At 55.2% G+C, this 26,374-nt stretch carries 26 protein-coding genes and 1 tRNA gene; 13 read left to right on the top strand and 14 right to left on the bottom strand.

What is annotated here, in order from left to right; translation table 11 throughout:
* Nucleotides 1-5: 5 nt before the first annotated feature.
* Nucleotides 6-710 carry a hypothetical protein gene (locus AB8Q18_04785; protein ID XDZ52370.1) on the top strand — a complete coding sequence of 235 codons (705 nt, stop codon included), beginning with the start codon at nucleotides 6-8 and terminating at the stop codon, nucleotides 708-710.
* Nucleotides 700-1,035, top strand: a complete 336-nt coding sequence (locus AB8Q18_04780) for a thioredoxin family protein (GenBank protein ID XDZ52369.1) — start codon at nucleotides 700-702, stop codon at nucleotides 1,033-1,035. Before AB8Q18_04785 ends, AB8Q18_04780 begins: the two co-directional genes overlap by 11 nt.
* Here AB8Q18_04780 and AB8Q18_04775 read toward each other — a convergent pair.
* Nucleotides 1,032-1,490, bottom strand: a complete 459-nt coding sequence (locus tag AB8Q18_04775) for a MarR family winged helix-turn-helix transcriptional regulator (protein XDZ52368.1) — start codon at nucleotides 1,488-1,490, stop codon at nucleotides 1,032-1,034. The genes AB8Q18_04780 and AB8Q18_04775 overlap by 4 nt on opposite strands.
* 208 nt (nucleotides 1,491-1,698) lie before the next feature.
* Here AB8Q18_04775 and AB8Q18_04770 point away from each other — a divergent pair, with 208 nt between their 5' ends.
* Nucleotides 1,699-2,772 (top strand): nitrilase-related carbon-nitrogen hydrolase, encoded by a 1,074-nt coding sequence (locus AB8Q18_04770; GenBank protein ID XDZ52367.1) that lies wholly within the window; start codon nucleotides 1,699-1,701, stop codon nucleotides 2,770-2,772.
* 66 nt (nucleotides 2,773-2,838) lie between these two features.
* Here AB8Q18_04770 and AB8Q18_04765 read toward each other — a convergent pair whose 3' ends face one another.
* Entirely contained in the window at nucleotides 2,839-3,156 is a 318-nt protein-coding gene (locus tag AB8Q18_04765) for a hypothetical protein (protein XDZ52366.1), read from the bottom strand.
* 324 nt (nucleotides 3,157-3,480) lie between these two features.
* Between AB8Q18_04765 and AB8Q18_04760 the strand changes: the two genes are divergently transcribed.
* Entirely contained in the window at nucleotides 3,481-3,879 is a 399-nt protein-coding gene (locus tag AB8Q18_04760) for a DoxX family protein (protein XDZ52365.1), read from the top strand.
* 91 nt (nucleotides 3,880-3,970) lie between these two features.
* On the opposite strand, the gene AB8Q18_04755 is transcribed toward AB8Q18_04760, so the two are convergent.
* The 11 genes from AB8Q18_04755 to gatC all read right to left on the bottom strand — a co-directional run bounded on the left by AB8Q18_04755 (nucleotide 3,971) and on the right by gatC (nucleotide 14,823).
* Nucleotides 3,971-4,981 (bottom strand): sterol desaturase family protein, encoded by a 1,011-nt coding sequence (locus AB8Q18_04755; protein XDZ52364.1) that lies wholly within the window; start codon nucleotides 4,979-4,981, stop codon nucleotides 3,971-3,973.
* Nucleotides 4,957-5,559 (bottom strand): phosphatase PAP2 family protein, encoded by a 603-nt coding sequence (locus AB8Q18_04750; protein XDZ52363.1) that lies wholly within the window; start codon nucleotides 5,557-5,559, stop codon nucleotides 4,957-4,959. Before AB8Q18_04750 ends, AB8Q18_04755 begins: the two co-directional genes overlap by 25 nt.
* On the bottom strand, nucleotides 5,556-6,836 hold the full coding sequence (locus AB8Q18_04745; protein ID XDZ52362.1) for a F390 synthetase-related protein: 1,281 nt from the start codon (nucleotides 6,834-6,836) through the stop codon (nucleotides 5,556-5,558). Before AB8Q18_04745 ends, AB8Q18_04750 begins: the two co-directional genes overlap by 4 nt.
* Nucleotides 6,836-7,642, bottom strand: a complete 807-nt coding sequence (locus tag AB8Q18_04740; protein ID XDZ52361.1) for an MBL fold metallo-hydrolase — start codon at nucleotides 7,640-7,642, stop codon at nucleotides 6,836-6,838. Before AB8Q18_04740 ends, AB8Q18_04745 begins: the two co-directional genes overlap by 1 nt.
* Entirely contained in the window at nucleotides 7,626-8,636 is a 1,011-nt protein-coding gene (locus tag AB8Q18_04735; protein ID XDZ52360.1) for an NAD-dependent epimerase/dehydratase family protein, read from the bottom strand. The genes AB8Q18_04740 and AB8Q18_04735 overlap by 17 nt, the downstream gene beginning before the upstream one ends.
* Nucleotides 8,633-9,613, bottom strand: coding sequence for a 3-oxoacyl-[acyl-carrier-protein] synthase III C-terminal domain-containing protein (locus AB8Q18_04730; protein ID XDZ52359.1), 981 nt, complete (start codon nucleotides 9,611-9,613; stop codon nucleotides 8,633-8,635). Before AB8Q18_04730 ends, AB8Q18_04735 begins: the two co-directional genes overlap by 4 nt.
* A gap of 242 nt (nucleotides 9,614-9,855) precedes the next feature.
* Nucleotides 9,856-10,863, bottom strand: coding sequence for a DNA polymerase III subunit delta (holA, locus tag AB8Q18_04725; protein XDZ52358.1), 1,008 nt, complete (start codon nucleotides 10,861-10,863; stop codon nucleotides 9,856-9,858).
* Entirely contained in the window at nucleotides 10,863-11,399 is a 537-nt protein-coding gene (gene lptE, locus AB8Q18_04720; protein ID XDZ52357.1) for an LPS assembly lipoprotein LptE, read from the bottom strand. The genes holA and lptE overlap by 1 nt, the downstream gene beginning before the upstream one ends.
* Nucleotides 11,400-11,460: 61 nt before the next feature.
* Nucleotides 11,461-12,891 carry an Asp-tRNA(Asn)/Glu-tRNA(Gln) amidotransferase subunit GatB gene (gatB, locus tag AB8Q18_04715; GenBank protein ID XDZ52356.1) on the bottom strand — a complete coding sequence of 477 codons (1,431 nt, stop codon included), beginning with the start codon at nucleotides 12,889-12,891 and terminating at the stop codon, nucleotides 11,461-11,463.
* 72 nt (nucleotides 12,892-12,963) lie between these two features.
* On the bottom strand, nucleotides 12,964-14,415 hold the full coding sequence (gatA, locus tag AB8Q18_04710; protein XDZ52355.1) for an Asp-tRNA(Asn)/Glu-tRNA(Gln) amidotransferase subunit GatA: 1,452 nt from the start codon (nucleotides 14,413-14,415) through the stop codon (nucleotides 12,964-12,966).
* Between the two features lie 120 nt (nucleotides 14,416-14,535).
* Nucleotides 14,536-14,823 carry an Asp-tRNA(Asn)/Glu-tRNA(Gln) amidotransferase subunit GatC gene (gatC, locus tag AB8Q18_04705; GenBank protein ID XDZ52354.1) on the bottom strand — a complete coding sequence of 96 codons (288 nt, stop codon included), beginning with the start codon at nucleotides 14,821-14,823 and terminating at the stop codon, nucleotides 14,536-14,538.
* A gap of 183 nt (nucleotides 14,824-15,006) precedes the next feature.
* Here gatC and AB8Q18_04700 point away from each other — a divergent pair, with 183 nt between their 5' ends.
* From AB8Q18_04700 to AB8Q18_04660, 9 genes are all read left to right on the top strand, one after another.
* Nucleotides 15,007-16,047, top strand: a complete 1,041-nt coding sequence (locus tag AB8Q18_04700; GenBank protein ID XDZ52353.1) for a rod shape-determining protein — start codon at nucleotides 15,007-15,009, stop codon at nucleotides 16,045-16,047.
* 24 nt (nucleotides 16,048-16,071) lie between these two features.
* The gene (gene mreC / locus AB8Q18_04695) at nucleotides 16,072-16,932 is read left to right on the top strand and encodes a rod shape-determining protein MreC (GenBank protein XDZ52352.1); all 861 of its coding nucleotides are present in this window, start codon (nucleotides 16,072-16,074) and stop codon (nucleotides 16,930-16,932) included.
* 6 nt (nucleotides 16,933-16,938) lie between these two features.
* Nucleotides 16,939-17,439, top strand: coding sequence for a rod shape-determining protein MreD (mreD, locus tag AB8Q18_04690; GenBank protein ID XDZ52351.1), 501 nt, complete (start codon nucleotides 16,939-16,941; stop codon nucleotides 17,437-17,439).
* Between the two features lie 2 nt (nucleotides 17,440-17,441).
* Nucleotides 17,442-19,538, top strand: a complete 2,097-nt coding sequence (gene mrdA / locus AB8Q18_04685) for a penicillin-binding protein 2 (protein XDZ52350.1) — start codon at nucleotides 17,442-17,444, stop codon at nucleotides 19,536-19,538.
* Complete coding sequence (rodA, locus tag AB8Q18_04680) at nucleotides 19,535-20,650, top strand: rod shape-determining protein RodA (GenBank protein ID XDZ52349.1); 1,116 nt, start codon at nucleotides 19,535-19,537, stop codon at nucleotides 20,648-20,650. Before mrdA ends, rodA begins: the two co-directional genes overlap by 4 nt.
* A 22-nt stretch (nucleotides 20,651-20,672) precedes the next feature.
* Complete coding sequence (locus AB8Q18_04675; protein ID XDZ52348.1) at nucleotides 20,673-21,302, top strand: MarC family protein; 630 nt, start codon at nucleotides 20,673-20,675, stop codon at nucleotides 21,300-21,302.
* Between the two features lie 226 nt (nucleotides 21,303-21,528).
* Nucleotides 21,529-22,743, top strand: coding sequence for a multifunctional CCA addition/repair protein (locus AB8Q18_04670; protein XDZ52347.1), 1,215 nt, complete (start codon nucleotides 21,529-21,531; stop codon nucleotides 22,741-22,743).
* A 4-nt stretch (nucleotides 22,744-22,747) separates the two neighbouring features.
* Nucleotides 22,748-25,312: a [protein-PII] uridylyltransferase gene (glnD, locus tag AB8Q18_04665; GenBank protein ID XDZ52346.1), complete on the top strand. Its 2,565-nt coding sequence runs from the start codon at nucleotides 22,748-22,750 to the stop codon at nucleotides 25,310-25,312.
* Between the two features lie 190 nt (nucleotides 25,313-25,502).
* Nucleotides 25,503-25,578 (top strand) — tRNA-Thr (locus AB8Q18_04660).
* On the opposite strand, the gene AB8Q18_04655 is transcribed toward AB8Q18_04660, so the two are convergent.
* Entirely contained in the window at nucleotides 25,541-26,131 is a 591-nt protein-coding gene (locus AB8Q18_04655) for a site-specific integrase (GenBank protein XDZ52901.1), read from the bottom strand. The genes AB8Q18_04660 and AB8Q18_04655 overlap by 38 nt on opposite strands.
* Nucleotides 26,132-26,374: the final 243 nt, after the last annotated feature.

Here is a 26,374-nt window from a genome sequence, read left to right as displayed (position 1 = left end):
CGCAATTGATTAAAGCCCATCGTGCCTTTGGCGCGATGGGCTTTTTATTGAACAAAAACAATCTATACCACCCCAGCGGCATTGCCATTCCCGCCCAATCAAGGCATATTAACGTCTTTACCGACTCGAACCTCTTCGCCCTCATGAAACGAATCTTGCTGTTGCTGCCTTTATTGCTGATCATTGCCGATCTAGGGTTTAACCTCACCCTAACCGCTCAAGCCGGCTGGGCGGCCGCCAGCAGCCCGAATTCGGGCCAAACCATCCTCGGCCTGCCCGATTGGTTCTTTGACTGGCTACCCACAACGGCCAACGTGTTGATGTTTGCCTACATGCTGTGGGCCATGCTCAAGCTGATGTCGTTTAATCGCCACGTCAGCATCGGCAAGCCCTACGTCATGAATCCTGGTCGTGTGGTGGCCTTAGCCAGCATGGTGGTTTTAAGCGCCACCGCCGTATGGGGCTGGCTGTGGCAGCTGATTCACCTCGTGACCGAGCAGCGGCACAGCATTTCTTTTGACAATGTGCGCTATTTATTGATCGCCATCTTGCTGCCTTATCCCGGCCTATTGTGCCTATACCGCCTCGGCGGCTGGTGGCGCCAACGCAAAGGCATGCCGCCAGTCAATATCGACAACCGTAGCCACGTCGGGCCCAATGGTCGCGTCAGCCTAGAAGTCCCGACACAGGACGCAAACGATGAGCGCTAAGCTATTCACCCCCATCGCCAGCCTAGATGAGGCCTTAGTCCTCATCAACAGCCTGCCTGCGGTATTTGTCTACATTGGTAGCCCACACTGCGGCGTTTGCCATGCGCTCAAACCACAGCTCGCCGCCCGGCTGGCCCACCATGATCAGGTACGCTTCATCGAACTAGACGCCAGCGCTCTGCCGGCTGTGGCCAGCACCTTCCATGCCCTAACCCTACCGGTGCTGCTGCTGTTCATCGAAGGCCAAGAACGGCTTCGAGCCGCGCGCTTCGTCAATACCCCCCAGTTTCAGGCTGATTTTGAGCGCGCGTTAAGCCTCAATTAAAGCGCCTGCTGCTCGATTACATGCGCAATCCAACGCCGAATCACCGCCGCCTCTTCTGCGCTAAAGCCCGCCGACAGGCTCGCCTCTAAAGCCGCCACTTTAACCGCACACTGATCCAACACACGCAAGCCCTGCGCCGTGATGGTCAATACCTGTACCCGCTTATAAATCGGATGCCCCTGCTTTTCAATCAAACCCAAATCAACCAGCTTGGCCACAATGAGGCTCACCGTCTGTGGCGTCAATAGGGCCAAACGCGCCACATCTGCATTCGAACACCCTGGTGACTCGGCAATAATCGTCAAAATCGTGAATTGTGGGCCTGTCACGTCCATTTCCTGTAGCGCCGACTCCATTCTGGTGCGGTACACATTAGCAGCCTGACGCAGTAAATAACCCAAGGGCCCACGGGCGATCGAAAAAAACTCATCTTCTTTCATTGCATTTTCAGTCATTTTAATCCATTATAAATTATCAGCACACTGATAACTTATCAGCGTACGATCATTAGCCATTGTGGCATGAGCCAAACTTTTCGGCCACGCATCTCGATCAAGCTTTGCCGCCCCATGCCCAATCGGCCTAGTGTTTCCCAATCGACTCCGCCCCGCTGCCACAGTAGGTGTAGAGCCCTAACAACACTCACGAACAAGGAGCATCATCATGATTAAACCCTATGGCGTCGTTGGCCTTATTCCCACCACTTGGGGCATTCATCGGCGCGCCGACATCATGCGCAATTTAGACCATATTGAAGAATTGGCAGAGGGCGCCATCTGGCTGTCTTCTTTAGACCTACCGGTACGCCTTTTACTGCTGCCTGAAGGCGCACTGCAAGGCTTTACCGACGAAGCCTTAGACACGCCCGTCGCCGAGTTCTTGGCCGATGGCGCCATCGACATCCCGGGCCCAGAAACCGACCGCCTCGCGCTTTTCGCTCAAAAGCACCAAATTTACATCATGGCTCAGGCCAAAGTCAGAGAGGCCGACTGGCCCGGCATCATGTTCAACGTGGGTTTCATCATCAACCCTAACGGCGAAATCATCCTGCAACATCACAAAATGTCTGCCCTGTTACCGTGCGAACGCTCAGCCTCTCCCCACGATTTATTTGACCAATGGATTGAACGCTACGGCTACCAACTCGATGCTTTCTGGCCCGTTGCCCACACTGAAATCGGTAACCTTGGCGTGATGATGGCGATGGAAGGTAATTTCCCCGAAAACGGGCGCGGCCTCGCCGTGAATGGTGCTGAAGTAGTTTATCGCGCCTCCATGCCCACACCGTTTACCCAAAACGATATTTTCGACATTTCCAACCGCGCTCGCGCCTTAGAAAACAATTTCTACGTATTGGCGCCCAACCTTGGACCGGTTTATCTACAACCAAACAGCCAGGCGCCAGTGGATTGCTCCGGCAGCCTCTCATCCATCATCGACTACAAAGGCCGCGTCATTGGTAAGCAACACGACACCAACGGCTCTTCCTACGTCTACGGCGTGGTCGACATTGAGGCCTTACGCCATCATCGCACCCACGCCGCCACAACCAATTGGCTTAAAGACGTCAGAACCGAATGCGCCAAGCTTATATATGAACGCCCCCTTTATCCTAAAAACCTCTACGCCTCTGAACCCCAAGGTTCGCATCAAACCTATAAGGATACGGTATTGACGCCACAAATTCAGTACATGATCGATCAAGGCATTTGGCAAAAAAGCGGCTACGACCAGTAGCCTTACCCGCGCCCAACCTCACCAACATGGTCCAGCACCTGTAGGTGAGGTTTTGCTATTAATCCATCACTCATCGCCCTCTCGGGCTTCATGTTCAGAAATCGCCCGCACGGGCACATACTGTATGCTGGCAATATCGCAGCCAAAGGCCGCACGAAAACTTTCTTGGAAGGCGGGCTTGGCGTAAAACACCTCGGCCTCTTCACGACTATTCCATAAATACACGCTGGTGCCGGTATTATTGTCGACATCGTAGCCAAAATATTTGCGCACCAAGCCGCGAACCCGCGCAAATTTCGGCACCACCGCAGCGTATAAAGCCTCTAATTCAGCCACGCTTTGGCCTTTATTGGGGTGATAGGTCACGATGGTAAAGTAATTCATGGCTGCTTCTCCTTTGATTTTTATGATGGTTTACGTCACGCGCCTCAGGCGCTGAGGCACCTGCTTCATTATAACCACAAACTCAACCGCTTAACGGCATTTTCAGCGCTCATGCCTGAGCAGATCGACTTAAGGAAACTTTTCTTTAAAAACCGACTCTTAACTTAAAATCGGCGCCATCAACCCACGTCCACAGCGTGGGTTCATAGCGAAAATATTAAAACTTTTCATTATTAATATATTTTATTTCATACATAAATATTATTTATTGCGATAAAATGTCGACAATTTATAAATAATGGCCAACCAGAGAAAAAAGCCACCATGACACACACTTCATCAACATCAGCCTATCAACCGCACGCCCTTGGCCTACTGCGCATCGTTTTGGGCTACTGCATTATGCTGTATGGCCTAGCCAAAACCTTTGCCATTCCCTATACCGAGCAGTTTGCCAACGTGCCTTTGAGCTCTATTTACGGCATTGCCGGCGTGGTCGAACTTGTCGGTGGCCTGATGCTGCTCTTGGGCTTTAAAACCCGATTCGCCGCCTTGATTTTGTCAGGCCAAATGGCGTTTGCCTACTTTATTGGCCACGTCAGCGCCAGCAGCCTCTTATTCCCCGTGATGAACGGCGGTTCTTTGGCCGTGGTGTTGAGCTTCAGTTTTCTATATTTCGTTTTCTCTGGGCCAGGCAAGTGGGCTTTGGATAACAAGCAATAAGCAGTCAGCAACAAACCGCACCTCATAACAACAAGCACACACATCACCAAAACGCCAAGCAGCTGCTTGGCGTTTTCCGTTGTGACGCCGCCTAGGCCCACAGATGTAGACACACCCCCAGCATGCCCATGCCGACACACCACCAGTGTAGGCCAAAGCGTGCCCGACCATCGGCCCAGGCGCCAATGGCCACGCTGCCGATCGCCAGTAGCGCCACCCAGGCGCCCTGCTGCCACCACAGCCAGCTAAACTGCCAGGCAATATAGTACAAAACCAGGCCAAACAGCGCCACGCTCATGGTGAGCACTGCCGGCCCACTCGGCATTTCGCTCGGCGCTGTCGCCAACTCTTGGCGCCAGCGTGCCAGCCAAGCGTGATTGGCCTTCAGTGGGTTTTGGCTGGTCAAACTCCCCTTTACCCCAAACTCGGGCGGCTGCTGTGATAACAGCGGCTGATAGGTGCCAAACAGCCTATCCCACACGCTAAACGTGCCGCCGTAGTTTTTATTGATGTAGGGTGCAGCATTGCCGTGATGCACGCGATGCAGATTCGGGCTCACCAGCAGCCACTCCAGCGGCCCATAGCCACGCAAGAAGCTATTGTGGTTAAACAGCTGAATGGCGTAATGCACGGTAGACACCACCACAAACTGTAGCGGCGTCGCGCCCAGCAGCGCCAGCGGCAAAAAGAACGGCACCGACGTTAAGGACGAATACCACGCATTGCGTACGCCCAAGGAAAGATTAAACTGTTGACCGGTGTGGTGTACCTCATGCACCCACCACAGGGCACGCACATGATGATGGCTGCGGTGCAATAAATAAAAACCTAAATCCCAGACGATGAACACCCACAGCCAGCTGGCCCAAGTTGGCAGCGCCGCCAGCCCCTGCCATGCAAAAGCCTCATACACCCACACAAACACCGCAATCTCAAGCGTACGGCCTAGCCACAAAATAATCTGGCCCACGTTAAAATTAAAGCCCACGTCACGCCAATCCACCGTGCGGCCGCGCCAATAATTGAAGCCACTCTCGGCCAATACCGACACCACCATCAGCAGCAGCGGCCACACCATTAAATTGAATCCCGACGACCCCATAGGCCTCCTCCTTTTGCCGCCACCAGCGCTAATGCTAAGCCCGAAGCAACGTCTAGCCACAGATGCCGCTTCAGCAGCAATACCGAGACAATCACCAGCGCCACCCACAGTAGCTCAATCAAGCGACGCTTGCCTTGATGGCTTTGCCCCAAGGCCAAGCCACACAGCGTTGCCAACACCACGTGTAGCGATGGCAAACAATTTCCCGTAGTGTCCCATTCATGTAGCCAGAGCCACAGCCGCTGGTTCAGCGTCTCGCCCACCACCTCAGGATAAACCATGCTGCTGGGCCACAATAAATACATGACCAAGGCAGCCAGAGCAGCATACTGCATGCTGAGCCGCAGCGGCCGAATCCAACGGCTGGCGCTGCTGAAAAACGCATACGGCACCAGCACAAAAAACGACGCGTACACCAGCCAACCATCGACCCAAAAAGGCGTGGCATCGTCTAGCCAGGTTTGATACACCTGCACCGTCACGCCGGCGCGCTCAGCCCAGAGCGCACCTATGCTGTAGCACAGGCCCACAAACCCCCAGGCGCTGAATAAGGCCCAAGCACGAAAGGCCCGACTCATGCGGCCACCACCTGAATGCGGCGGCGCTTTTGGCCTGACTGCGCCTGCGGCAGCGCCACGACATGCCAGTCTACGGCCTCTGTAGCCACGCCTTGCTGCTCAAAATAGGCAGTTAAAGCTGTTCGTGCACTCGCCCAATCGGCTTCGCTGCCCTCTATCGCCAAGTTCAACGCGGTTGCGCTGATTTGAGTCAGCTGATAATCGGCCTGCCGCGGCAGCGCTTGAGCAAACACGCGGCTCAGCGCATCGGCAAACAGCGCCACAAGCTGGCCGTTTCTCCCTGGCAGATGCACTACATCACCCAAACGACCTTCAATCGCCGCCAGCACGCGCGTAGCCGAACCACAAGGGCATGGCCGTGGGTCTAGCTGCAGCACATCGTCTAGGCGATAGCGCACCATGGGCTGGGTTTGGCGGGTAAAGTCGGTGATGATGGGCACAAAACGCTGCTCGTCCAGCCACTCTTCTTCAAACAAAACGTATTCTTCGTTAAGATGCAAGCGCCCATGCGCACAGGTCGCCGCCAAAAACCCTTCTGTCGCCTGATACACTTCATGCACTTCGGCAAACACCGACTCCAGCAAGCGTCGATCCGCTGCCGACAGCACCTCGGCGGCCGAAATCACCCGCCGCGGCGCCAGCGCTAGCTCACCAGACTGAACTTGCCTGGCCAAGGCGCACAATACCTGCGCGGGCGCCACGATGATGCTGGGCTGATAGCCAGCCAAATCAGCGCATAAAGGCGTAAATGCCTGCATCATATCAAAAAAACGAAACTGTAAGCGGCGGCTACGGCCCACGCCTTCGTATAAATTATTATTCGCCCTTAAGATCAAGGCCACCCGCTCGCGCTGCAACAGCCCGCGCGGCAACAGCTTGGCCAAAATCACCCCCGCCCACTGCGCTCGCTCCGCCTGGCTCACCACAAAAACCCCGCGCTGAGCCGAGGTCCCCGACGACAGGCCAACTTCATAGCCGGACAAAGCGCTGGAAAAATCACGGCTGTGTTCGGCCGCCTGCGCCGTTTGCCACACATCCTCTAAGGCTAAGCCAGCCGTATTGAGGGCATTAAAGTCCCGCATCATCGAGGCTTTATCCATGATCGGCCATTGCGCCAAGGGCTGGCCACAATAAGGCTTAAAATAAGGGCTACGAGACAAAACCCTGCGCTCAAACTGGCGCCACTGCCGCTGCTGGTGCGCCAACAGCGCCGAGCGCTGGCTAAAGCGCCAACGCTTGCTGCGCCAATAATGCCAAACAATCGCCACTAGCCCCATCACACGCCTCCATCATGGCTTAAATGAATCTGCACCTGACCGCCTGCATCCAGTAGGCGCAGCTGCCCTAAGGTGGCGACATATTGGCCATGATCGGCCATAATCAAGCGGGTTAAAGGAGAAGGCAACCGCCCCTCCCGAAAATTAGCCACGTCCCAAGCTGCATCGGCGGCCAATAGATGCCACCCGTCATCGGTGTAAACAAATGCACCGATGTGGCCGGCCGCATGCCCAGGTAAGTCCACCAAGATGAGCTCTTTATTGCTGCCCGGCACGGCGTAACCCGTGGTGAAGGGATACAGCTCTGGCGGTAAGGCCACTACCCCGCCCAACTCCATCGGCCACAGCCGCTGCGCCGCATCACTGGGCATAAGCTCGGGCACAAAGCCCTTTTGTAAGGCGCGCCAGCCGCGTAAGTGCTGCGTCTGCGCCCACCCCTGGCCGCTGGCGATCAAGGGCACATCGGGAAAATCCTTCAGGCCAGCAATGTGGTCGCCGTGAAAATGCGACAAAATCACCCCCGACAAATCACGCGCCTGAATGCCGCGCTGGCGCAGCTGAGCCACGATGGCCTGGCTGGATTCGAAGTAAACCGGCGTCACCCGCCGATACAGCGCAAACAGCCCACTGGCGGTGGCGTCCATAAAGTGTTGGGCGTAGCCCGTATCCCACAGCCAATGGCGCTGGTTGGCGCTCAACAAATAGGTTTTGGCCGGAAAGGCACAGCTTTGCAAGCCGGCACCACGCACTGCCATGCAGGCCGCATGAGTGCAGTGGCCGGCAATGAATTCAGTCATCGTAGCCATGTTCGCCTAACCAAAAGGCCGTGTGCGCAATCGCTTCGGCCATGTTCACCTGAGGCACATACCCCAGCTGTTGCTGCGCCCGCAGTGGGCACAACGTCATGTCGTAATTCAATGTCCCTGCGCCATAGCGCGTCAGCGCCGGCGCCCGACCCGTGGCCCAGGCTCCTAACTCTGACAGCTGGGCCACGGTTTTAACCACGCCATACGGCACGGCGCGCACGCCATAGGGCTCGGCCAGCTGGCCGAACAAAGCGCCCAACACCTCAGCCAATGTCCACGGCTCTTGATTACTGATGTTGAACACGCTGCCAGAAGCGATATTTGGCTGGGTGCTGGCCAAACTCAAGGCCTGCACCACATTGGCCACATAGGTAAAGTCCATCAGCGTCGCGCCGCCGCGCGGCAAGCGCAGCAGGCCTTGCTGCTGGCGTAGGCGCGCCCACACCCGCGGCAGCAATACCCGATCATGTGGCCCAAAGATGGCGCGCGGGCGCAAAATAACGTAGCGGGTATCAGGATAAGCCTGAGCCGCACGCTGTATCGCCCCTTCCGCCAGCCATTTAGTCTGGGCGTAATGATTGGGCAAGCGCTGAGCGCAAAATGTCTCTTTGATCTGGTGACGATGCTGATAGTCAAAATACACCGACGGCGTCGACACGTGCACGAATCTCGCCACGCCTTGCCGCCCAGCGGCTTCGGCGAGGCGCTCGGTGGCGCTGAAGTTGATGGCGTAAAAATCTTGGTATCGCCCCCACGGCGACGACAGCGCCGCACAGTGCCATACCGTGTCGCACCCCGCCAGCAGCGGTGCATAATCAGCAGGTGCCAGCTGGGTTAAATCCACCGCCATTGGCGCGATCAGCTGGCCTGGCAGCTGGGTCAAAGCATCGGCACTGCGGCCCACGCCACGATAGGCCACGCCCTCTTCAGCCAGAAATGTCGCCGCATTGCGGCCCAAGCCATGACTGGCACCGGTTAACAAGACTTGCTTCATGTGTACAACACCATGCCGGCCATGCCAAACCCGGCCGCCGTTCCGATGAGCAATACTTTCTGCCCTGGCCCCATCCGCCCTTGGCGCATGGCTTCATGCAAGGCCGTGGGGATGGAGGCCGCCACCTGATTGCCATGCTCGGCATAAATGTCCACCACCTGTGCCTCGGTATAGCCCAAGCGCGTACGCAGATGGTGTAAAGACAAGTGGCTGGCCTGATGCGGCACCACCAAGTCAACTTGAGTGGGCGCATAGCCCAAAGGCGCGAATAAATCCGTCAAGAATTCAGGCATCAACTGTGACGCCAGCTTAAACACGCGCTTACCCGCCATTTGAAACACCTGGTCCTCTGCTGCCAAGCCGACGCTGGGGTTGCGGCGCGTGCCGCCGGCGCGAATCTCGCAATGGCTCACGCCTTCTGGATACACCGCCAAACGATAGGCGGCGCAGCCTTCTGCCCCCTCGCCCGACTCAACAATCACCGCCGCAGCCCCGTCGCCAAAAATCAGCGCCGTTTCATGATCGCGCCAGTCTATGCCGCGCGACGCTAGCTCCGACGACACAATGGCAATGCGCTGATAGGCGCCGCTGTTGAGTAAGCACGCTGCTTGATGCAGCGCCGTCACAAAGCTGACGCAGCTGGCGTTAACGTCAAAAGCGGCGATGCCGGCGCGCAAATCAGCACAGGCCAAGGTACGGCTGGCCGTACTGGGCAGGGCCTGTTCTGGTACGCCGTTGGCGCACAACAATAGGTCAATGCTGTGCGGGTCTAGCCCATATTGACGGCAGGCATCGCTTAGCGCGGCGGCGCCTAAAGCTGATTGCAATAAGCCCGCATCGGCAAAATAGCGATGGGTCACGCCTGATTTTTTAGCCACATAGCCATTAGGCAAACCCAACTTTTGGTCGAGCTGTGCCGAGGTGACGGGTTCAGCAGGCAGCGCCTTACCGGTGGCAATGATTTTTAGGGGCAGCATGGTGAGCAGATGTCCTTATGTGGGCCGAAGCCTATTGATGGTGCCTTCAGTAGCCATCTTAGCGAGGATGACCGGCCGCCACCACTGCAAATTAAACAGTACTAAAAAACGATACTTAAATTTCGATCAAAACATACTTTTAAATAGTTTTAGAAGCGTGCCACGCTGAATGCACGGCATTAACCTTGGTAACGACCAAAAAAATACCGGGCAAGCCCGGTATGATTCCTTAAGACGCAGGCCTACTTCGCCAGCGTTAAGGCTAGATTTTTCAGGCCCAGCCATGCATCGCCCGCCTCAGCCCCTTTGATCTGTCTATCAATTTGGGCACAGGTTTGCAAGGCATTCAAAAGCTGCCCCGTGCCTAGACGGTTCAAAGCCTTAGGCGCCAGATGCTGCTTTTCGCCCCACAGCCGCAGCGAACGGCTCATGCTTTGGATGGTCTGGTTTTGAGCCAGGCCGGCCTTCAGGCGCAGCAAAAGGCGAATGTCTTCGCTCAGCGCCCACAAAAGCAGTACCGGCTCGCCACCCTCTTGCGCTAAACCATCCAATAGCTTGACCACGCGAGTGGCGTCGCCGCGCATCCACGCCGCTGCCAGCTGAAACACGTCAAAGCGTGCTACGTGGGCAATGGCCTCTTGCACGTCGTCCCAGCTGAGCTCAGTGCCTTCAGGGAAAATCAACGCCAGCTTGTCTAGCTCTTGCTTGGCCGCCAATAAATTACCCTCTACTCGCTCCGCGAATAGGGCCAGCGCCTCCGTCGTCATGGAGAGGTTTTGGTCGGCCAGGCGGCCGCTTAACCAAGCGGGCAAGCCTTCTAGACCAATCGCCTTGGCTTCTAGTACCTGTGCGGCCTGGGCCAAAGCAGTAAACCATTTGCTTTGTAGCTGCACCCGCTCCAGCTTGGGCAGTAAAATCACCACCACCGTGTCCTGCGGTAGCCTCTGTACCAGCTGCTGTAAAGCGTCGCCACCTTCTTTGCCAGGCTTACCCGTAGGAATGTGCAATTCCAACAGCTTTTGCTCTGAGAACAGGCTCACGCTGTCGTTGTCTTGCAGCCACGACGACCAGTCAAAATGATTTTCTACCATAGACTGTTCGCGGCTCAAATAGCCTTGCGCCTTGGCCGCCGCACGCAGCGCATCCAAGGCTTCAAGGCTTAACAGCGCTTCTTCACCGTGAATCACGTACAACGGCGCCAGCGGCCCCTTGAGGTGAGAGGCCAGTTGATTAAAGCTTAAGGCCGCCATTACTTACGAATCAAACCAACAGGGTGTTCTTCTGTGGTTTTCACCGCATCAGGCTTGATGTAGGCTAAACGACGCACCAGCTGCTCAGCAGCATCCATGCGCATTTCTTGCCATAGCTGGCCTTCTTCATCTTCTTTACCCAATACGTCGCGGTCGGTGTAGTCCATGGTGCGGCGAACGGTCACGTTCATCGGTTCACCATAAGGCGCACCATTTTTGTGTAACTGTGCCGTAGCGGTAAAGCGGTATAGGTATTCATTCACCGAACCACCGCGGTTAATCGTCAACACTTCACGCTTAGCGCTTTCGTTCAGCACTTCTAAAGAAGCTTCTGCCTGTCCAGCGCCAACCACTTTAATCGTTTCATTACGCTTCAACACCACATTCAGCGGGCCGACTAAGGTGCCGTCGCCGCTCACGTGTACGGTGGTAAACGGCATGGGGCGAACGGTGCCGCCCATGCCACGCAAATGAAAACCACAGGCGCTCAGGCCCAACACGGCCACCAGCAACATTAATTTTGACCACTGTTTCATCACTGTCCTTTGTTGTCAGTGGCCCAAGGCGTACGCTGCACGCCCTGAGCCGTTGGCTTGCTTACTCGGCTAGTTTTTGCTTCATTAACTCTTGTACCTGAGTTGGATTGGCTTTGCCGCGTGAGGCTTTCATCACTTGGCCCACCAGGGCGTTCAGGGCTTTTTCCTTACCGGCCTTGAATTCTTCTACCGATTTAGGGTTGGCCGCCAAAACGTCGGCAATCATGCCCTCGATGGCGCCGGTGTCGGTAATCTGTTTCAAACCGTCGCGTTCGATGATGGCGTCGGCGTCTAAGTCGCTCTCCCACATCGCTTCGAATACTTGTTTGGCCAGCTTGTTCGACAAGGTATTGTCGTGGATGCGGGCAATCAAACCCACCAAACGCTCAGGTTGAATCGGCGATTCGGCAATGCTCAAGTTAGCCTTATTCAAGCTAGCGGCCAACTCACCGTTAAGCCAGTTGGCGGCCAATTTACCCTGGCCCGATGCGCTCGCCACGGTTTCAAAGTACAGCGCCACCGCACGCTCAGCGGTCAATACGCTGGCGTCGTAATCAGACACGTCAAAGTCGGCCACAAAGCGCGCCGCCATTTGGGCGGGCAACTCTGGCATTTCCTGACGCGCCGCTTCGATTTGAGCATCCGAAATAATGATGGGCAATAAGTCTGGATCAGGGAAGTAACGATAGTCGTGAGCATCTTCTTTCGAACGCATGGCACGGGTTTCGCCGCTGTCTGGATCAAATAAACGGGTTTGCTGAATCACTTTACCACCGTCTTCAATCAGCTCAATTTGGCGGCCGATCTCGTAATTGATGGCGGCTTCCAAAAAGCGGAATGAGTTCAGGTTTTTAATTTCGCAGCGGGTGCCAAATTCGGCTTGCCCAAACGGGCGTACCGACACGTTGGCGTCGACACGGAACGAGCCTTCGGCCATATTGCCGTCGCACACGCCCAACCAGGTCACCAAGGTATGCAGTGCCTTCGCATAGGCCACCGCATCGGCGGCGCTACGCATTTCGGGCTCAGACACCACTTCCAATAAAGGCGTACCGGCACGGTTTAAGTCGATGCCGGTCACGCCAGCCATACCTTCATGAACCGATTTACCCGCATCTTCTTCTAAGTGGGCGCGGGTCACGTTAATGGTTTTCTTGGTGTCGCCAACGATGATGTCTAGCTTACCGAATTCCACAATCGGCTTGTCCATTTGGCTGATTTGGTAGCCTTTAGGCAAGTCTGGGTAAAAGTAGTTTTTACGGTCAAAAATGTTTTTTTGGTTGATGGTGGCATTCAGCGCCAAGCCCAGCTTAATCGCTTTTTCCACCGCAGCCTTGTTCATCACCGGCAAGACGCCAGGCAAGGCCAGCTCCACCACGCTGGCGTGAGCGTTCGGCTCAGCACCAAAGGCAGTTGAAGCGCCCGAAAAGATTTTGGATACTGTGTTGAGCTGCACGTGCACCTCTAAACCAATCACAACTTCCCAATTCATAAGATTCTTTCTTTATCGCTGCTGCGGGCGCGCCATCAGCGCCACCTCGCAGGCTATTAACGTTGTCTGTATTTATACGCTCGGCGCTTGTTGGTGCCAATCGCTGTGCTGCTGAATTTGATGCGCCACGTTCAATAACTTGGCCTCAGCAAAGTGCGGTCCAATCAGCTGTACGCCAATCGGCATGCCCGCGCTGGTAAAGCCAGCCGGTACGCTCATGCCCGGCAAGCCGGCCAGATTCACCGACAAGGTGTAAATGTCGCTCAAATACATGGCTACTGGATCGTTGCCCAAAGCGCCCTGCTTGCCTGCGGCAGTCGGAGCAACTGGGCCAAGGATTACGTCACATTGGCTAAAGGCATGGCCAAAATCTTCAGCGATCAGGCGGCGGATTTTTTGCGCCTTGAGGTAATACGCATCGTAGTAGCCGTGTGACAACACGTAGGCACCCATCATGATGCGACGCTTCACTTCTTCGCCAAAGCCTTCTGAACGCGAACGCTCATACATTTCTTGCAGGTCTTTGTATTCTGCCGCACGGTGGCCGTAGCGCACGCCATCAAAGCGCGACAGGTTGGTTGAAGCTTCAGCAGACGCAATCACGTAATAGGCTGGAATGCTCAATTCGGTTTGTGGTAAAGACACGTCAACGATTTCGGCGCCCTGCGCTTTTAATAAGGCCACGGTTTGATCTACGGCTTTCGCCACTTCTGCGTCTAGTCCGTCGGCAAAGTATTCTTTAGGTAGGCCAACTTTCAAGCCCGTTAAAGGCTTGTTTAAATCGCGGGCGTAGTCTTCTTTGGCGCGATCTAGGCTCGTGGAATCGCGCTCGTCAAAGCTGGCCATGCTATTGAGCAATAAGGCACAGTCTTCAGCCGTTTGCGCCATCGGGCCGGCCTGGTCCAAGCTCGAAGCGTAGGCCACCATGCCAAAACGGCTGACGATGCCATAGGTCGGTTTAAGGCCGGTAATGCCGCAATGGCTGGCTGGCTGACGAATCGAGCCGCCGGTGTCGCTGCCCAAGGCCGCAGGCGCCAAACGCGCCGCCACCACGGCCGCCGAGCCACCAGAAGAGCCGCCAGGGACAGAGTTCACGTCCCAAGGATTATTGGTTTTACCGTAGAACGAACGCTCGTTGGTCGAGCCCATGGCGAATTCGTCCATATTGGTACGACCCAAGGTCACCATGCCGGCATTGTGTAGATTTTGTACCACGGTTGCGGTGTAAGGCGACACAAAATTATCCAACATTTTGGACGACGCAGCCGTACGCCAGCCGCTGTCGCAGAATAAATCTTTGTAGGCAATCGGCACGCCCGCCAATTGCGGGGCATTACCGCTGGCCAACAGCGCATCGGCGGCCTGCGCCTGCGCCAAAGTGATGTCTTTATTTAAAGTAATGTAACCATTGATGGCCGCATTGTGCGCCTCAATCTGGCTTAAATAGTCTTGGGCCAATTCAGTGGCCGACACTTGCTTGCTTTGTAGGGCCTCTACGCACGCTTTAAGGGTTAATGTGTTCATGTGATGACTTTATACTTTCGAACGTTCGAATAGGTGATAAATGCGCTTGCCCCTTGATTCGGTGGCCAAAACGCTTCACTCGCGTAGTGCAACCGCTAAAACGGCCGCACAACGATATGATTATTCAATGACTTTTGGCACCAAATACAAACTATTTTGGACTTGAGGGGCAATTTCTTGATATGCTTTGTGATTGTCGACTTCTGTAACCACGTCGTCACGCAAGCGCAAAGGGATTTCATGCGGGTGACTCATTGGTTCTACCCCATCGGTATTTACCGCCTGCATTTTTTCAATCATTTGAAAAATACTGTCCAGCTCGAGTTGCATCGCGCGACTTTCTGCCTCGGTCAGAGATAAACGAGACAGTTGGGCGATTTTTTCAACGTCGCTTTGATTGAAAGCCATAAAAAATCCTCAAATACAGTTAGCAAATAAAAGAATCTAGGGTATCATAGCAAGCTATTTTGAGCTAGCCTTAGTGACGATATTTCGCCCATGATTAACGCATTGATCTGTCATTTAAGCCGTTTGAAAACTCAGGCTGGCCACCGACCGATTAAGCACCCGACCCATACACAGGATAACCGCATGTTTCGCTTCTTAACCTCATATTTTTCCAACGATTTAGCCATCGACCTGGGTACAGCCAACACCTTGATTTTCATTAAGGGTCAAGACATTGTGCTAGACGAGCCCTCTGTTGTCGCCATTCAGAACGACGGCATGAGCAACAAACTGGTGACTTTAGCCGTGGGTCTAGAAGCCAAAAAAATGTTGGGCCGCACCCCCGGCAGCATTCAAGCCATTCGCCCGATGAAAGATGGCGTGATCGCCGACTTCGTGGTCACCGAACAAATGTTGAAGCAGTTCATTAAAAAAGTGAACACCAGCCGTTTTTCTGCTAGCCCACGCGTGGTGATCTGCGTGCCTTGCGGCTCGACCCCAGTAGAACGCCGCGCGATTCGCGACTCTGCCCTAGCCGCAGGCGCTTCTCGTGTAGAAATGATTGAAGAGCCTATGGCCGCCGCCATCGGCGCGGGCCTACCGATTGAAGAACCCACCGGCTCAATGGTGGTAGACATCGGCGGCGGCACCACCGAAGTAGGCGTGATTTCCCTCAGCGGCGTGGTGTATTCTCATTCAGTACGCGTAGGCGGCGACGCCTTCGACGAAAGCATCATCAACTACATTCGCCGTCACTACGGCATGTTGATCGGTGAAGCCACTGCTGAAGAAATCAAGAAAAAAATTGGCTCGGCCTTCCCAGGCTCTGAAGTGCTGGAACTAGAAGTCAAAGGCCGCAACCTAGCTGAAGGCATTCCACGCGCCTTCACCGTGACCTCAAACGAAATTCTAGAAGCGCTGACCGAACCGCTGAACCAAATCGTTCAAGCGGTGAAAAACGCCCTAGAACAAACCCCACCAGAATTGGGCGCCGACATTGCCGACCGCGGCCTAGTGCTCACCGGCGGTGGTGCCTTATTGAAAGACATCGACCGTCTATTGGCGGAAGAAACTGGCCTACCGGTGATGATCGCCGAAGACCCACTGACCTGCGTGGTGCGTGGTTCAGGCCGTGCCTTAGACATGATGGGCAAATTGACGTCTGTATTTGTCAGCAACCCATAACAGCACGTCAAGATGGCTTTTTTCTTGTCTCGTGCCATTAAGCCCACCACCAAGATGGTCGTCCTTGTGACGGCCAGCTTGGGCTTATTATTTGGCAGCAACCAATACCCCATGACGCAAACGGTTAGAAACGCGGTTTTATCCGTGCTTTACCCCATTCAATGGCTAGCCAATGTCCCCCTCAACAGCTACCGCAGCGCCGAAATTTTCTTGACCAAGCAAAATCAGCTGCATCAAGAAGTCGTGACGCTCAAGGCAGACAACATCGCCTTACACATTCAAATGACTCAGCTCAAAACGCTACAGCGCGAATTAGCTGAGCTTAAGTCATTACAACAGCTGGTAGATACCCCCCTAACCGTTGTGACCAGCGCCCAAGTGGCGTCCAATGGTCGTGACCCTATCGCCAGCAAGCTCGTCTTAGATAAAGGCAGCAAACACCAGATCCAGGCAGGCCAAGTAGTGGTTGATAAAAATGGCCTCTTAGGCCAAGTCACCAATATTCAGCCGTTTAGCGCCGAAGTCAGCATGGTCACCGACAATAAGCAGGTCGTGCCCATCATGGTGGAACGCACCGGCGAACGGGCATTGTTGTACGGCAACGGCCAAAACGTTGACCTACGCTATTTCCCAATCGACGGCGACCTACAAGAGGGCGATCTACTGGTAACATCCGGCCTTGACGACACCTACCCCGCAGGCATTCCTGTGGCCACGGTCAAGAGCGCCGAGAAAAACCTCGCCACGCCTTACTACCGCACCAAGGTCAAACCATTAGCCGGCATTCATCGTGCCCGTTACGTGTTGATTTTGCCCCGTAATCAAGAAGCCAAAACCGCCGCAGCGCCCGCCGCTGCACCGACAACGCCCCCCGTTCAAGAGTAGTCAAGCATGGAACACTTAAGCGATTACCGCAAACACATTCCGCTGCGTTGGATTTACTGTAGCTTCTTGGTCGCTATTTTTGTCGACCTAATTCCAACCGCGCAAACCGGCAGCATTCAGTTGATGCCGGACATCATGGCCATGCTGATTTTGTATTGGAGCATCAACCGCCCCCATCAATTCAGCATCGGCTCTGCCTTTGTGCTCGGCCTCATCTCCGACATCGCCACCGGCAGCCCCCTAGGCCAACACGCCCTCGCCTACACCATCACCACTTACATCGTGATGAACCAGCAGCGCTACATTATTTTGTATCATTACGGTATTCAATCCATTGTGGCTCTGGGCACCCTCATGGGCAACCAAGTCATCATGTCGTTGATCCGCCTGATTTTTGACAATAAATATTCTGGCTGGGGTTCTTTTTTACCCCCCATTATTGGCGCCCTATTATGGCCGCTATTGAACAAAATCATGATCACCCTCTACCGACCGCGTAAGAATTAGCCATGCACACGCCTCGCCACCACACCAAAAAATCGGCCAAGCAAGGCAATAAAGGCGAACGTCAGTTCATCATTCGTTTGATGCTGGCGTTTGCGCTGATTGTGATGCTGTTCATCACCCTCGGCGTGCGCTTTTTTTATCTGCAAGTGGTCAAATACGACGACTACAGTACCCGCGCCCAAAACAACCGTATTTCTTTGATTCCCACCGCTCCAACCCGCGGCCTCATCGTCGATCGCAACGGCGTAGTGTTGGCGCGCAACTACGCGGCCTATAGCCTCGAACTGATCCCCAATCAGCTGCCGGGCAAGATCGACGAAACCATTGAAGCGCTGCGGCCCTACGTTGACATCACCAACGCCGACATGAAGCGTTTTCAAAAATTTCGCGCCGATTCACGCTCTTTCGACAACATCCCCCTGAAGCTGAAGCTCACTCAGCTTGAGGCCGATCGCTTGGCGCCGCATCTTTACCGCTTCCAAGGGGTGGAGATCAACGCTCGCTCCTTCCGCGAATACCCTTACGCCGACCTCACTGCCCATGTTTTAGGCTATATTGGCCGCATCAGCCAAAAAGACCAAGACCGCCTGATCGAAGAAGACAAGCTGGCGCTGTACCGCGGCTCGACCCACATCGGTAAAATTGGCCTAGAAGAATTCTACGAAGCCGACCTCCACGGCGTGCCTGGCTTTGAAGAAGTCGAAAAAGACGCCTTTGGCCAAGTAGTGCGCGTGTTACGCACCACCGCCCCAGAAAGCGGCAATATGCTGCAGCTGTCGCTCGACATCAAGCTACAGAAAAAAGCCGACGACCTTCTTGGCGATCGCCGCGGCGCCATCGTCGCCATCGACCCACAAACCGGCGGCGTCTTAGCCTTGGTGTCTAAGCCCTCGTTCGACCCCAACCTCTTCATCGATGGCATCGACACCGAAAGCTGGAAAGGCCTGAACGAAAACCCCAATAAGCCGATGATTAACCGCGCCATCCGCGGCCTCTACCCACCTGGCTCAACGTTTAAGCCCTTCTTTGCCATGGCTGCACTTGAAAGTGGCTCGGTCAGCCAAACCGAAGTGCGCGCCGCACCAGGCAGCTACAGCCTCCCGGGCTCAACCCACCAGTTCCGCGACTCGGTACGCAGCGGCCACGGTTCAGCCAACCTATCCAAAGCCATCACCGTGTCTTCTGATACCTTCTTTTACAAGCTTGGCTTTGAGATGGGCATCGACAAGATCCACCCCTACTTGGCCGAATTTGGCCTAGGCCAATACACCGGCATTGACATCCACAACGAGTCGCGCGGTATTTTGCCTTCGAAAGAATGGAAAGAAGAACGCTTTGCCAAGTCTAAGCCCAGCGTCCGCAACTGGACCTCGGCCGACACGGTAAACATCAGTATTGGTCAGGGCTATAACGCCTATACCCCACTGCAAATGGCCAACGCCACAGCCATTTTGGCCAACGGCGGTAAAGCCTTTAAACCACATTTGGTGCAGTCGATTTTGGACAGCAAAACCAATCAAAGAACCGTGATCGAAGCCACACCGTCAAAGATTCTGCCCTATAAGCAGAACAACTTTGAATACGTGCGCAACGCCATGGTCAACGTGATGAAGGCCGGTACCGGTCGACGCATTGGCGCAGGCTTGCAATACGAAATGGGCGGCAAAACCGGTACCGCCCAAGTGGTGCAGATTAAGCAAGGCGCGCGCTATAACGCCAGCGCTCTGGCCGAAATTCACCGCGACCACTCTTGGTTCATCGCTTTTGCGCCGGCCAATACGCCGCGCATCGCCATTGCCGTCATCGTGGAAAACGGCGGTTTTGGCGCCCGCGCCGCAGCGCCCATCGTACGCGCCCTGACAGACTTCTACATGCTGTCTAGCCAATACGATGCCGCGCCGGTACCGACGCCGCTGATGACATCTTTGGCCGAAGACGTGCCGGTAGGCCCAACCAAGTCAGGCCAATCCGTAGCGCAGGCCTTTCAAGCGCTAAGAGGCCCGAGCACACCGAATACCATTAGCCCTGCCCCAGCGGGCAGCACGCCCGTGAACACCAGCCCGACCAGCACCGCCGCACCGAAGAAGGAAACGCCATGAACGACCGCACCCATCACGCCCCTTGGCAACGCTTTTGGCACAGCTTCGTGGCGCCCTTCGACTGGTGGTTAATGAGCAGCGTGGTGATCATTTTAATCGTCAGTTTTTTCCTGCTGTTTTCGGCCGACGGCCAAACCTTTGGCCAAATCGCCAATAAGGGCATCCACACCGTGATGGGCTTCATCGTCATGTGGGTGCTGGCCAAAACGCGGCCACAGTTTTTAAGTAACTTTGCCCTGCCGCTGTACGCCATCGGCGTCGTATTGCTGGTGGGGGTAGAGCTATTCGGCATCACCGTCAACGGCTCCACCCGCTGGCTGAACCTCGGCATCGCCCGTATTCAGCCCTCAGAAATCATGAAAATCGGCGTGCCCATGATGGTGGCGTGGTACTTCCAGCGTAAAGAACTGGAGCTTAATTGGCGCCATTATCTGGTGGCCTTACTCATCATCATGGTACCGGGCGCCTTAATTTTGAAGCAGCCCGACCTAGGCACCGCCATGCTCATCATGTCGGCCGGTATTTTTGTGATTTTCTTTGCTGGCCTACCGTGGAAGGTCATCATTGCCGCCGTGGTATCCGCCATTTTCGCCCTGCCTTTGGTCTGGCTATACGGCATGCACAGCTATCAAAAAACCCGCGTGCTGACCTTACTAGACCCTACTAAGGATTCGCTCGGCGCCGGCTACCACATCATCCAGTCCACCATCGCCATTGGCTCGGGCGGCGTGTTTGGCAAGGGCTGGCTCAACGGCACCCAAACCCATTTAAGCTACATCCCCGAACGCACCACCGACTTTATTTTTGCGGTGTACAGCGAAGAATTCGGCTTAATTGGCAACATTTTGTTGTTAATCGCCTATTTGGTCATTCTCGGACGTGGCTTAGTGATCGCCGCCAAAGCCCCCACGCTCTACGGCAAACTGCTGGCCAGCGCCCTAACCATGACCTTCTTCTGCTACGCCTTTGTGAATATGGGCATGGTGAGTGGTATTTTACCCGTTGTGGGTGTACCCTTACCCTTAATGAGCTACGGCGGTACATCAACCCTATCCATCACCGTGATCATCGGCCTATTAATGGGCATTGGTAACCAACGCTTATCACACTAACCGGATACGAAAGGCGGCGTCTATGAGTTTGGAAATCATCAAAATTCTGGTGGCATTAATCGTGCTCATGAATCCTCTGGGCGCCATTCCGCTGTTTTTAAACCTTACCGCCGACAACAGCGCCGAAGAGCGCCGAGCCATCGCCAAAGTAGCGGCCATCGCCGTCGCCGTTGGCATTTTGATCTTCGCCCTCTTTGGCAATGGCCTACTCAAGGTGTTAAACATCAGCATTGGCTCGTTCCAAATTGGCGGCGGTATTTTGGTGCTCCTCATCGCCATCGGCATGATGAACCCCAAATCTTCTAACACCACCGAAGCCACCAAAGAAGAGCACAAAGAAGCCAAGGACAAAGAGAACATCTCCGTCGTGCCCATGGCCATCCCGCTCTTGTTCGGCCCCGGCGCCATCTCCACCGTCATCATTTATTCTTCCACCGCCAACGGCTTTTGGGAAATGGCCCAGCTGTGTCTGGCCGGCATCATCGCCGCCCTAGTCTGCTACTTAGCCATGGTCTCCGCCACGCCGCTACGCAGCCTGCTGGGCAAAACCGGCATCAACATCATCGGCCGCGTCATGGGCCTCATCCTCGCCGCCGTGTCGATCGAGATCATCGTTAATGGCATTAAAAACGTATTTCCACAGCTGATGTAGCCCCAGCATAAAAACCGCGTGGGTCTCGACCCACCCCACCAAACACCGCACAACAGCTCGCGTAGGGTGGGTAAAGCGCAGCCTACCCACCATCTCAGCCCTTCAGAAAAACCCAAACACAAAACCGCGTGGGTCACGACCCACCCTACAAACACCGCCCCCTACCCATCCCCCTTGCTCTGTGTCAAAATAAACCCAATCACATAACCTAACCGCAAGGCTTTTCATGGACATCTATTTGGTCGGTGGCGCCGTACGCGACCAGCTCCTCAACCGCAAGGTATTCGATCGCGACTGGGTTGTGGTCGGCGCCAGCGTAAACGACATGCTCACGCAAGGCTATTTACCCGTGGGTAAAGACTTTCCCGTCTTTCTACACCCGAAAACCCACGAGGAGTACGCCCTCGCCCGCACCGAGCGCAAAACCAGCGCCGGCTACACCGGCTTTACCGTCCATGCCGACCCCAGCGTCACCCTGGAAGAAGACCTCGCCCGACGCGACCTCACCATCAACGCCATGGCACAGGCTCAAGACGGCAGCCTCATCGACCCCTATGGCGGCCAGGCAGATCTGCAACAAGGCCTGTTACGCCACGTCAGCGACGCCTTTGTCGAAGACCCCGTGCGCATCCTGCGCATCGCCCGCTTTGCCGCCCGCTACGGCTTCAGCGTCGCCCCAGAAACGCAAGCCTTAATGCAGGCCATGGTGCACAGCGGCGAAGTCAACGCCCTCGTGGCTGAGCGAGTGTGGCAAGAACTGGCCAAAGCCTTGATGGAGCCTAAGCCCGAACTGTTTTTTGAGACCCTGCGCCAATGCGGTGCCCTCGCCGTACTCATGCCCGAAGTCGACGCCCTTTGGGGCGTGCCGCAGCGCGCCGATTATCATCCTGAAGTCGATACCGGCATCCACACCATGATGGTGTTGCAGCAGGCCGTGCAGCAAGGCCTAGACCTACCGCAGCGCTTCGCCGCCCTGACCCACGACTTAGGCAAGGCCAAAACGCCGGCCCACATCCTGCCGCGCCACCACGGTCACGACCACGGCGGCCTAGCACCACTGGCCGAGCTGGCCAAACGCCTACGCGTGCCCAACGACTGTTATGAATTAGCACAAATGACGGTGCGCGAACACATCTTGATTCACAGCGTCAACGAGCTCAAAGCCAAAACCGTGCTGACCTTACTCATGCGCTGCGACGTCGTTCGCCGCCCCGAGCGCTTTAAAGCCATGCTGGCCGTGTGCCAAGCCGACGCCCAAGGCCGCCTCGGCCTAGAACAACAACCCTATCCGCAGCGCGCCCAATGGACAAGCTACGTTGACGCCATCCTGGCCGTAGACGCAGGCGCCATTGCCCAAGCCTGCCCCGACAAAAGCCTCATTCCCGAGCGTATTGCCGCCGCCCGCCTCAAGGCGCTGCAAGCCCTCCACAGCAAAGGTTAACCCCATGATGCTCCCCGACTTTGCCCAAGCCCCGGCCCAAGCCTTCCAGCAGCAAAAGGCCAAACTGATTGCCCAATACGAACGCACCCAGCAGCCTCTGGTGTTCTTACAGGCCCACACGCACAGCCTCGAGCAATTGTTGTGGGGGTTATGGCAACCACTGTTTCAGCAAGCACAGCTGGCCCTAATCGCCATCGGCGGCTTTGGCCGCGCTGAAACCTACCCCCAGTCCGACCTCGACCTTGCCATCGTCGCCCCTGCGCCGCTGAACGAGACCGAGCAGGCTCAGGTTGCCCAATTCGTCCAAGTCTTGTGGGACATGGGCCTGATGCCGGCAATTAAGGTCGGCTCCCTCGCCCAGCTGGCGCAAAGCGCCGAAGCAGACCTCACCAGCGACACCGCCTTTCTAGAAGGCCGCTTTCTGTGCGGCAGCAAGCCCCTCGCCGAGGCGCTGCTGACCCAAATCACCAACCAGCGCAACGTGGTCAACTTCATTGAAAGTAAGCTCCTAGAGCAGGAGCAGCGCCAGATCACCTCGCAAGCCTCTGGCAGCTTGCTCGAGCCCAATATCAAAACCGCCCCCGGCGGCCTGCGCGATCTGCACGTCATCCTGTGGCTGGCCAAGGCGCAAGGGCTCAAGCCCCACTTCAGCAGCCTGGTTCATTCCAAGCTGCTGTCTTGGACCGAAGCGCGGCTCCTTACTTTTGCCCACAAGCAGCTGGCCAAGATCCGCATCCAGCTCCACCTCAGCGCCGGCCGCCCAGAAGAGCGCATCATTTTTGATCTGCAAACCAAAATCGCCGACGCCATGGGCTATCAAGACGACGAGCAGCAAATCAAAAGCGAAAAGCTGATGAAGCAGTTTTTTCGTGCCACCAAAGTCGTCAAGCAGCTCAACGGCATCCTCAAGCCCACCTTGGTCAGCCGCGTCTACCAGCCGTGGCCGCGCATCACCAAAGACCTCTCCGAACATTTTTACCAGGTGGGCACCTTGGTGGGCGCCAAAGACCTCGGCGTATTCAAAAAACAGCCCGAAACCATCTTTGCCCTATTTAACCTCGTGCAAACCAATCCCGAACTCACCGGCATCGCCCCACGCGCCCTACGCGCCGTCTGGCTGGCCAGCCTCAACATCGATCAGGCCTTTTACGACAACCCCGAAAACCGCCGCCAGTTCGTGCAGTTTTTTAAAAACGGCCGCGGCCTTACCCACCTTTTACGCGCCTTAAACCTATACGGCCTATTAGGCCGCTATCTGCCCGCCTTCGGTAAAATCGTCGGCCACATGCAGCACGACCTGTTTCACGTTTACCCTGTCGACGAACACATCTTAATGGTGGTGCGCAATATGCGCCGCCTCGCCATCGACGCCCACAGCCACGAGCTGCCGTTTGCCTCCGACCTGATGCAGCACTTCGACAAAAAGCATGTGCTGTACTTAGCCGCCTTTTTCCATGACATCGCCAAAGGCCGCGGCGGCGACCACGCCCAGCTCGGCATTGCCGATGCCCAAACCTTCGCAGAAGACCACTTCCTCAGCGCAGACGAAACCCAGCTATTAACCTGGCTGGTGGAAGACCATTTGGTGATGTCCATCACCGCCCAAAAAGAAGACATCCAAAACCCAGAAGTCATCCAGCGCTTTTGCGACCGCGTGCAGAACAAAGAACGGCTAGTCGCGCTCTACCTACTGACCGTGGCCGACATCCGCGGCACCAACCCCAAAATTTGGAACAACTGGAAAGCCAGCCTACTGCAAGGCCTATTCCAAGCCGCCATCAAACACTTCAATGGCGATCAGCAGTCAGAGCAAGACCTCAACCACAGCCGCCAGCAAAAAGCCTTATTCAACCTCATGCAGCAAGACGTGACCCTCAAGCAGCAGCGCGCCCTGTGGCAAGCGCTAGGCGAAGCCTATTTCGCCCGCCACCGTAGTAAAGAGATCGAATGGCACACTTCTCTTCTCGCCGGCAAACTCGACCAAAGCCAGGTCGCCATCCGCCGCCTGCCCGAGCAAGAGGCCATACAGGTGATGGTGTACATGCCCACTCAGCCCAAGCTGTTTGCCCAGCTGTGCCTCATTTTCACCCAGCAGCAGCTGCCGATTCTGGCCGCTAAAGTCTTCACCACCGCCAACGACTACGCCCTCGACAGCTTCATCCTGCACACGCCCTATGAAAACGAAGCCGAAACCATGGCCTACATCGAGGCGACGCTCATAGAGGCCCTACAAGCGTTTATTCGCGGCGAACTATGCCCGATCTACAATATGACCCTAAAGAGCCCCAGCCGCCGCGCTAGGCACTTCCCCATCGCCCCACGCATCACCTTCACCCCCGAGGACACGCCTAATGCCTACACCCTCGACGTGATCACCGGCGATAAGGTCGGCCTACTCGCCGGCATCGCCCACGTGCTGAGCCAGTTCAACGTCAGCATCTGGCACGCCAAGATCAGCACCCTCGACGCTCGCGCCGAAGACAGCTTCTTAATCAAAGGCGACGGCCTCGACGACGCCAAGCAGCGACTGGCCTTAAAACAGGCCTTAATCAACATTATTGACAGCTAAAGGGCTTTTTTTCAGGAAAGACCAAGCCATAGCAAACCCCGCGCCAGCCCTTATTCGATCAAGATCGAGCCACAGCGAGAAAACCGGGGTTTTAAATTAAGTGTAAAAGCAGCGACTTATACTTTTTTGGAATTATTTTGCACAAAAGGCTTGCCAAGAAGGCGGTTTTTCGACATAATTCGTCTCCATCGCCGGTGTAGCTCAGTTGGTAGAGCAGCTGACTTGTAATCAGAAGGTCCCGAGTTCGACTCTTGGTACCGGCACCAAATTTAAATAGCCTAGACAATCGTCTAGGCTATTTTCATGTCTAGCCCCTTTTCTTGGTGTGCCCAATTTGTGTCCATCTTCTGGACTCAATATATTAGCGATCTGATCTGCGTGCTGATGTAAATGCTCTGGCGCCAGATGCGCATAACGCTGCACCATCGCAATCGACTCCCAACCACCCATCTCCTGCAAGGCGTAAATGGGCACTCCCTTTTGTACTAACCAACTGGCCCAGGTGTGCCTCAAGTCATGCCACCGGAAATTCTGTATACCGGCCTCTATTAAGGCATTCTTCCAAATGCGACTACTCACACCACTAACTGGGCGACCCTTAGTGTTAACAAACACCCGAATAGGATGCTTGCCCATCTGCTTATCCAAGACCGCCATAGCCACATCATTAAGTGCAACACCCAATGCAGCACCAGACTTAGTTTCATCAGCGTAATACCATGCAACACGACGCTGAAGATCAATCTGGCTCCAGGATAGCTCTAGCACATTACTTTTTCGCAGCCCAGTACATAAACTAAAAACCACCAAATCTGCCATATAATCTGGCAAGACTTTTAACAGTCGTTGTACCTCATGTGGATGTAGCCACCTCACCCGCTTTTTTGCCTCTTTATACAACTTAAGCTTAGGCGCGCTTTCCAGCCACTCCCACTCGTCAACGCATTTATTCAACACTGAACGAATAAACGCCAGATAACGATTTTTCGTACTTTTAGACACATCCAACTTATCAATTTCAGACAAAATAAATTGTTTGGATAAGTCCTTAAGACAAAGCCC

Source organism: Neisseriaceae bacterium CLB008 (assembly GCA_041228285.1).
GTDB lineage: Bacteria > Pseudomonadota > Gammaproteobacteria > Burkholderiales > Neisseriaceae > JAGNPU01.
The sequence above is the reverse complement of the archived record's forward strand: the minus strand, read 5'-3'. Positions and strand labels throughout refer to the sequence as shown.

Bases quoted from the DNA above. Each gene is read 5' to 3' on its own strand.
- AB8Q18_04780 (XDZ52369.1), top strand. From the start codon at position 700: ATGAGCGCTAAGCTATTCACCCCCATCGCCAGCCTAGATGAGGCCTTA.
- AB8Q18_04775 (XDZ52368.1), bottom strand. From the start codon at position 1,490: ATGACTGAAAATGCAATGAAAGAAGATGAGTTTTTTTCGATCGCCCGT.
- AB8Q18_04770 (XDZ52367.1), top strand. From the start codon at position 1,699: ATGATTAAACCCTATGGCGTCGTTGGCCTTATTCCCACCACTTGGGGC.
- AB8Q18_04765 (XDZ52366.1), bottom strand. From the start codon at position 3,156: ATGAATTACTTTACCATCGTGACCTATCACCCCAATAAAGGCCAAAGC.
- AB8Q18_04760 (XDZ52365.1), top strand. From the start codon at position 3,481: ATGACACACACTTCATCAACATCAGCCTATCAACCGCACGCCCTTGGC.
- AB8Q18_04755 (XDZ52364.1), bottom strand. From the start codon at position 4,981: ATGGGGTCGTCGGGATTCAATTTAATGGTGTGGCCGCTGCTGCTGATG.
- AB8Q18_04750 (XDZ52363.1), bottom strand. From the start codon at position 5,559: ATGAGTCGGGCCTTTCGTGCTTGGGCCTTATTCAGCGCCTGGGGGTTT.
- AB8Q18_04745 (XDZ52362.1), bottom strand. From the start codon at position 6,836: ATGGGGCTAGTGGCGATTGTTTGGCATTATTGGCGCAGCAAGCGTTGG.
- AB8Q18_04740 (XDZ52361.1), bottom strand. From the start codon at position 7,642: ATGGCTACGATGACTGAATTCATTGCCGGCCACTGCACTCATGCGGCC.
- AB8Q18_04735 (XDZ52360.1), bottom strand. From the start codon at position 8,636: ATGAAGCAAGTCTTGTTAACCGGTGCCAGTCATGGCTTGGGCCGCAAT.
- AB8Q18_04730 (XDZ52359.1), bottom strand. From the start codon at position 9,613: ATGCTGCCCCTAAAAATCATTGCCACCGGTAAGGCGCTGCCTGCTGAA.
- holA (XDZ52358.1), bottom strand. From the start codon at position 10,863: ATGGCGGCCTTAAGCTTTAATCAACTGGCCTCTCACCTCAAGGGGCCG.
- lptE (XDZ52357.1), bottom strand. From the start codon at position 11,399: ATGAAACAGTGGTCAAAATTAATGTTGCTGGTGGCCGTGTTGGGCCTG.
- gatB (XDZ52356.1), bottom strand. From the start codon at position 12,891: ATGAATTGGGAAGTTGTGATTGGTTTAGAGGTGCACGTGCAGCTCAAC.
- gatA (XDZ52355.1), bottom strand. From the start codon at position 14,415: ATGAACACATTAACCCTTAAAGCGTGCGTAGAGGCCCTACAAAGCAAG.
- gatC (XDZ52354.1), bottom strand. From the start codon at position 14,823: ATGGCTTTCAATCAAAGCGACGTTGAAAAAATCGCCCAACTGTCTCGT.
- AB8Q18_04700 (XDZ52353.1), top strand. From the start codon at position 15,007: ATGTTTCGCTTCTTAACCTCATATTTTTCCAACGATTTAGCCATCGAC.
- mreD (XDZ52351.1), top strand. From the start codon at position 16,939: ATGGAACACTTAAGCGATTACCGCAAACACATTCCGCTGCGTTGGATT.
- mrdA (XDZ52350.1), top strand. From the start codon at position 17,442: ATGCACACGCCTCGCCACCACACCAAAAAATCGGCCAAGCAAGGCAAT.
- rodA (XDZ52349.1), top strand. From the start codon at position 19,535: ATGAACGACCGCACCCATCACGCCCCTTGGCAACGCTTTTGGCACAGC.
- AB8Q18_04675 (XDZ52348.1), top strand. From the start codon at position 20,673: ATGAGTTTGGAAATCATCAAAATTCTGGTGGCATTAATCGTGCTCATG.
- AB8Q18_04670 (XDZ52347.1), top strand. From the start codon at position 21,529: ATGGACATCTATTTGGTCGGTGGCGCCGTACGCGACCAGCTCCTCAAC.
- glnD (XDZ52346.1), top strand. From the start codon at position 22,748: ATGATGCTCCCCGACTTTGCCCAAGCCCCGGCCCAAGCCTTCCAGCAG.
- AB8Q18_04655 (XDZ52901.1), bottom strand. From the start codon at position 26,131: ATGGCAGATTTGGTGGTTTTTAGTTTATGTACTGGGCTGCGAAAAAGT.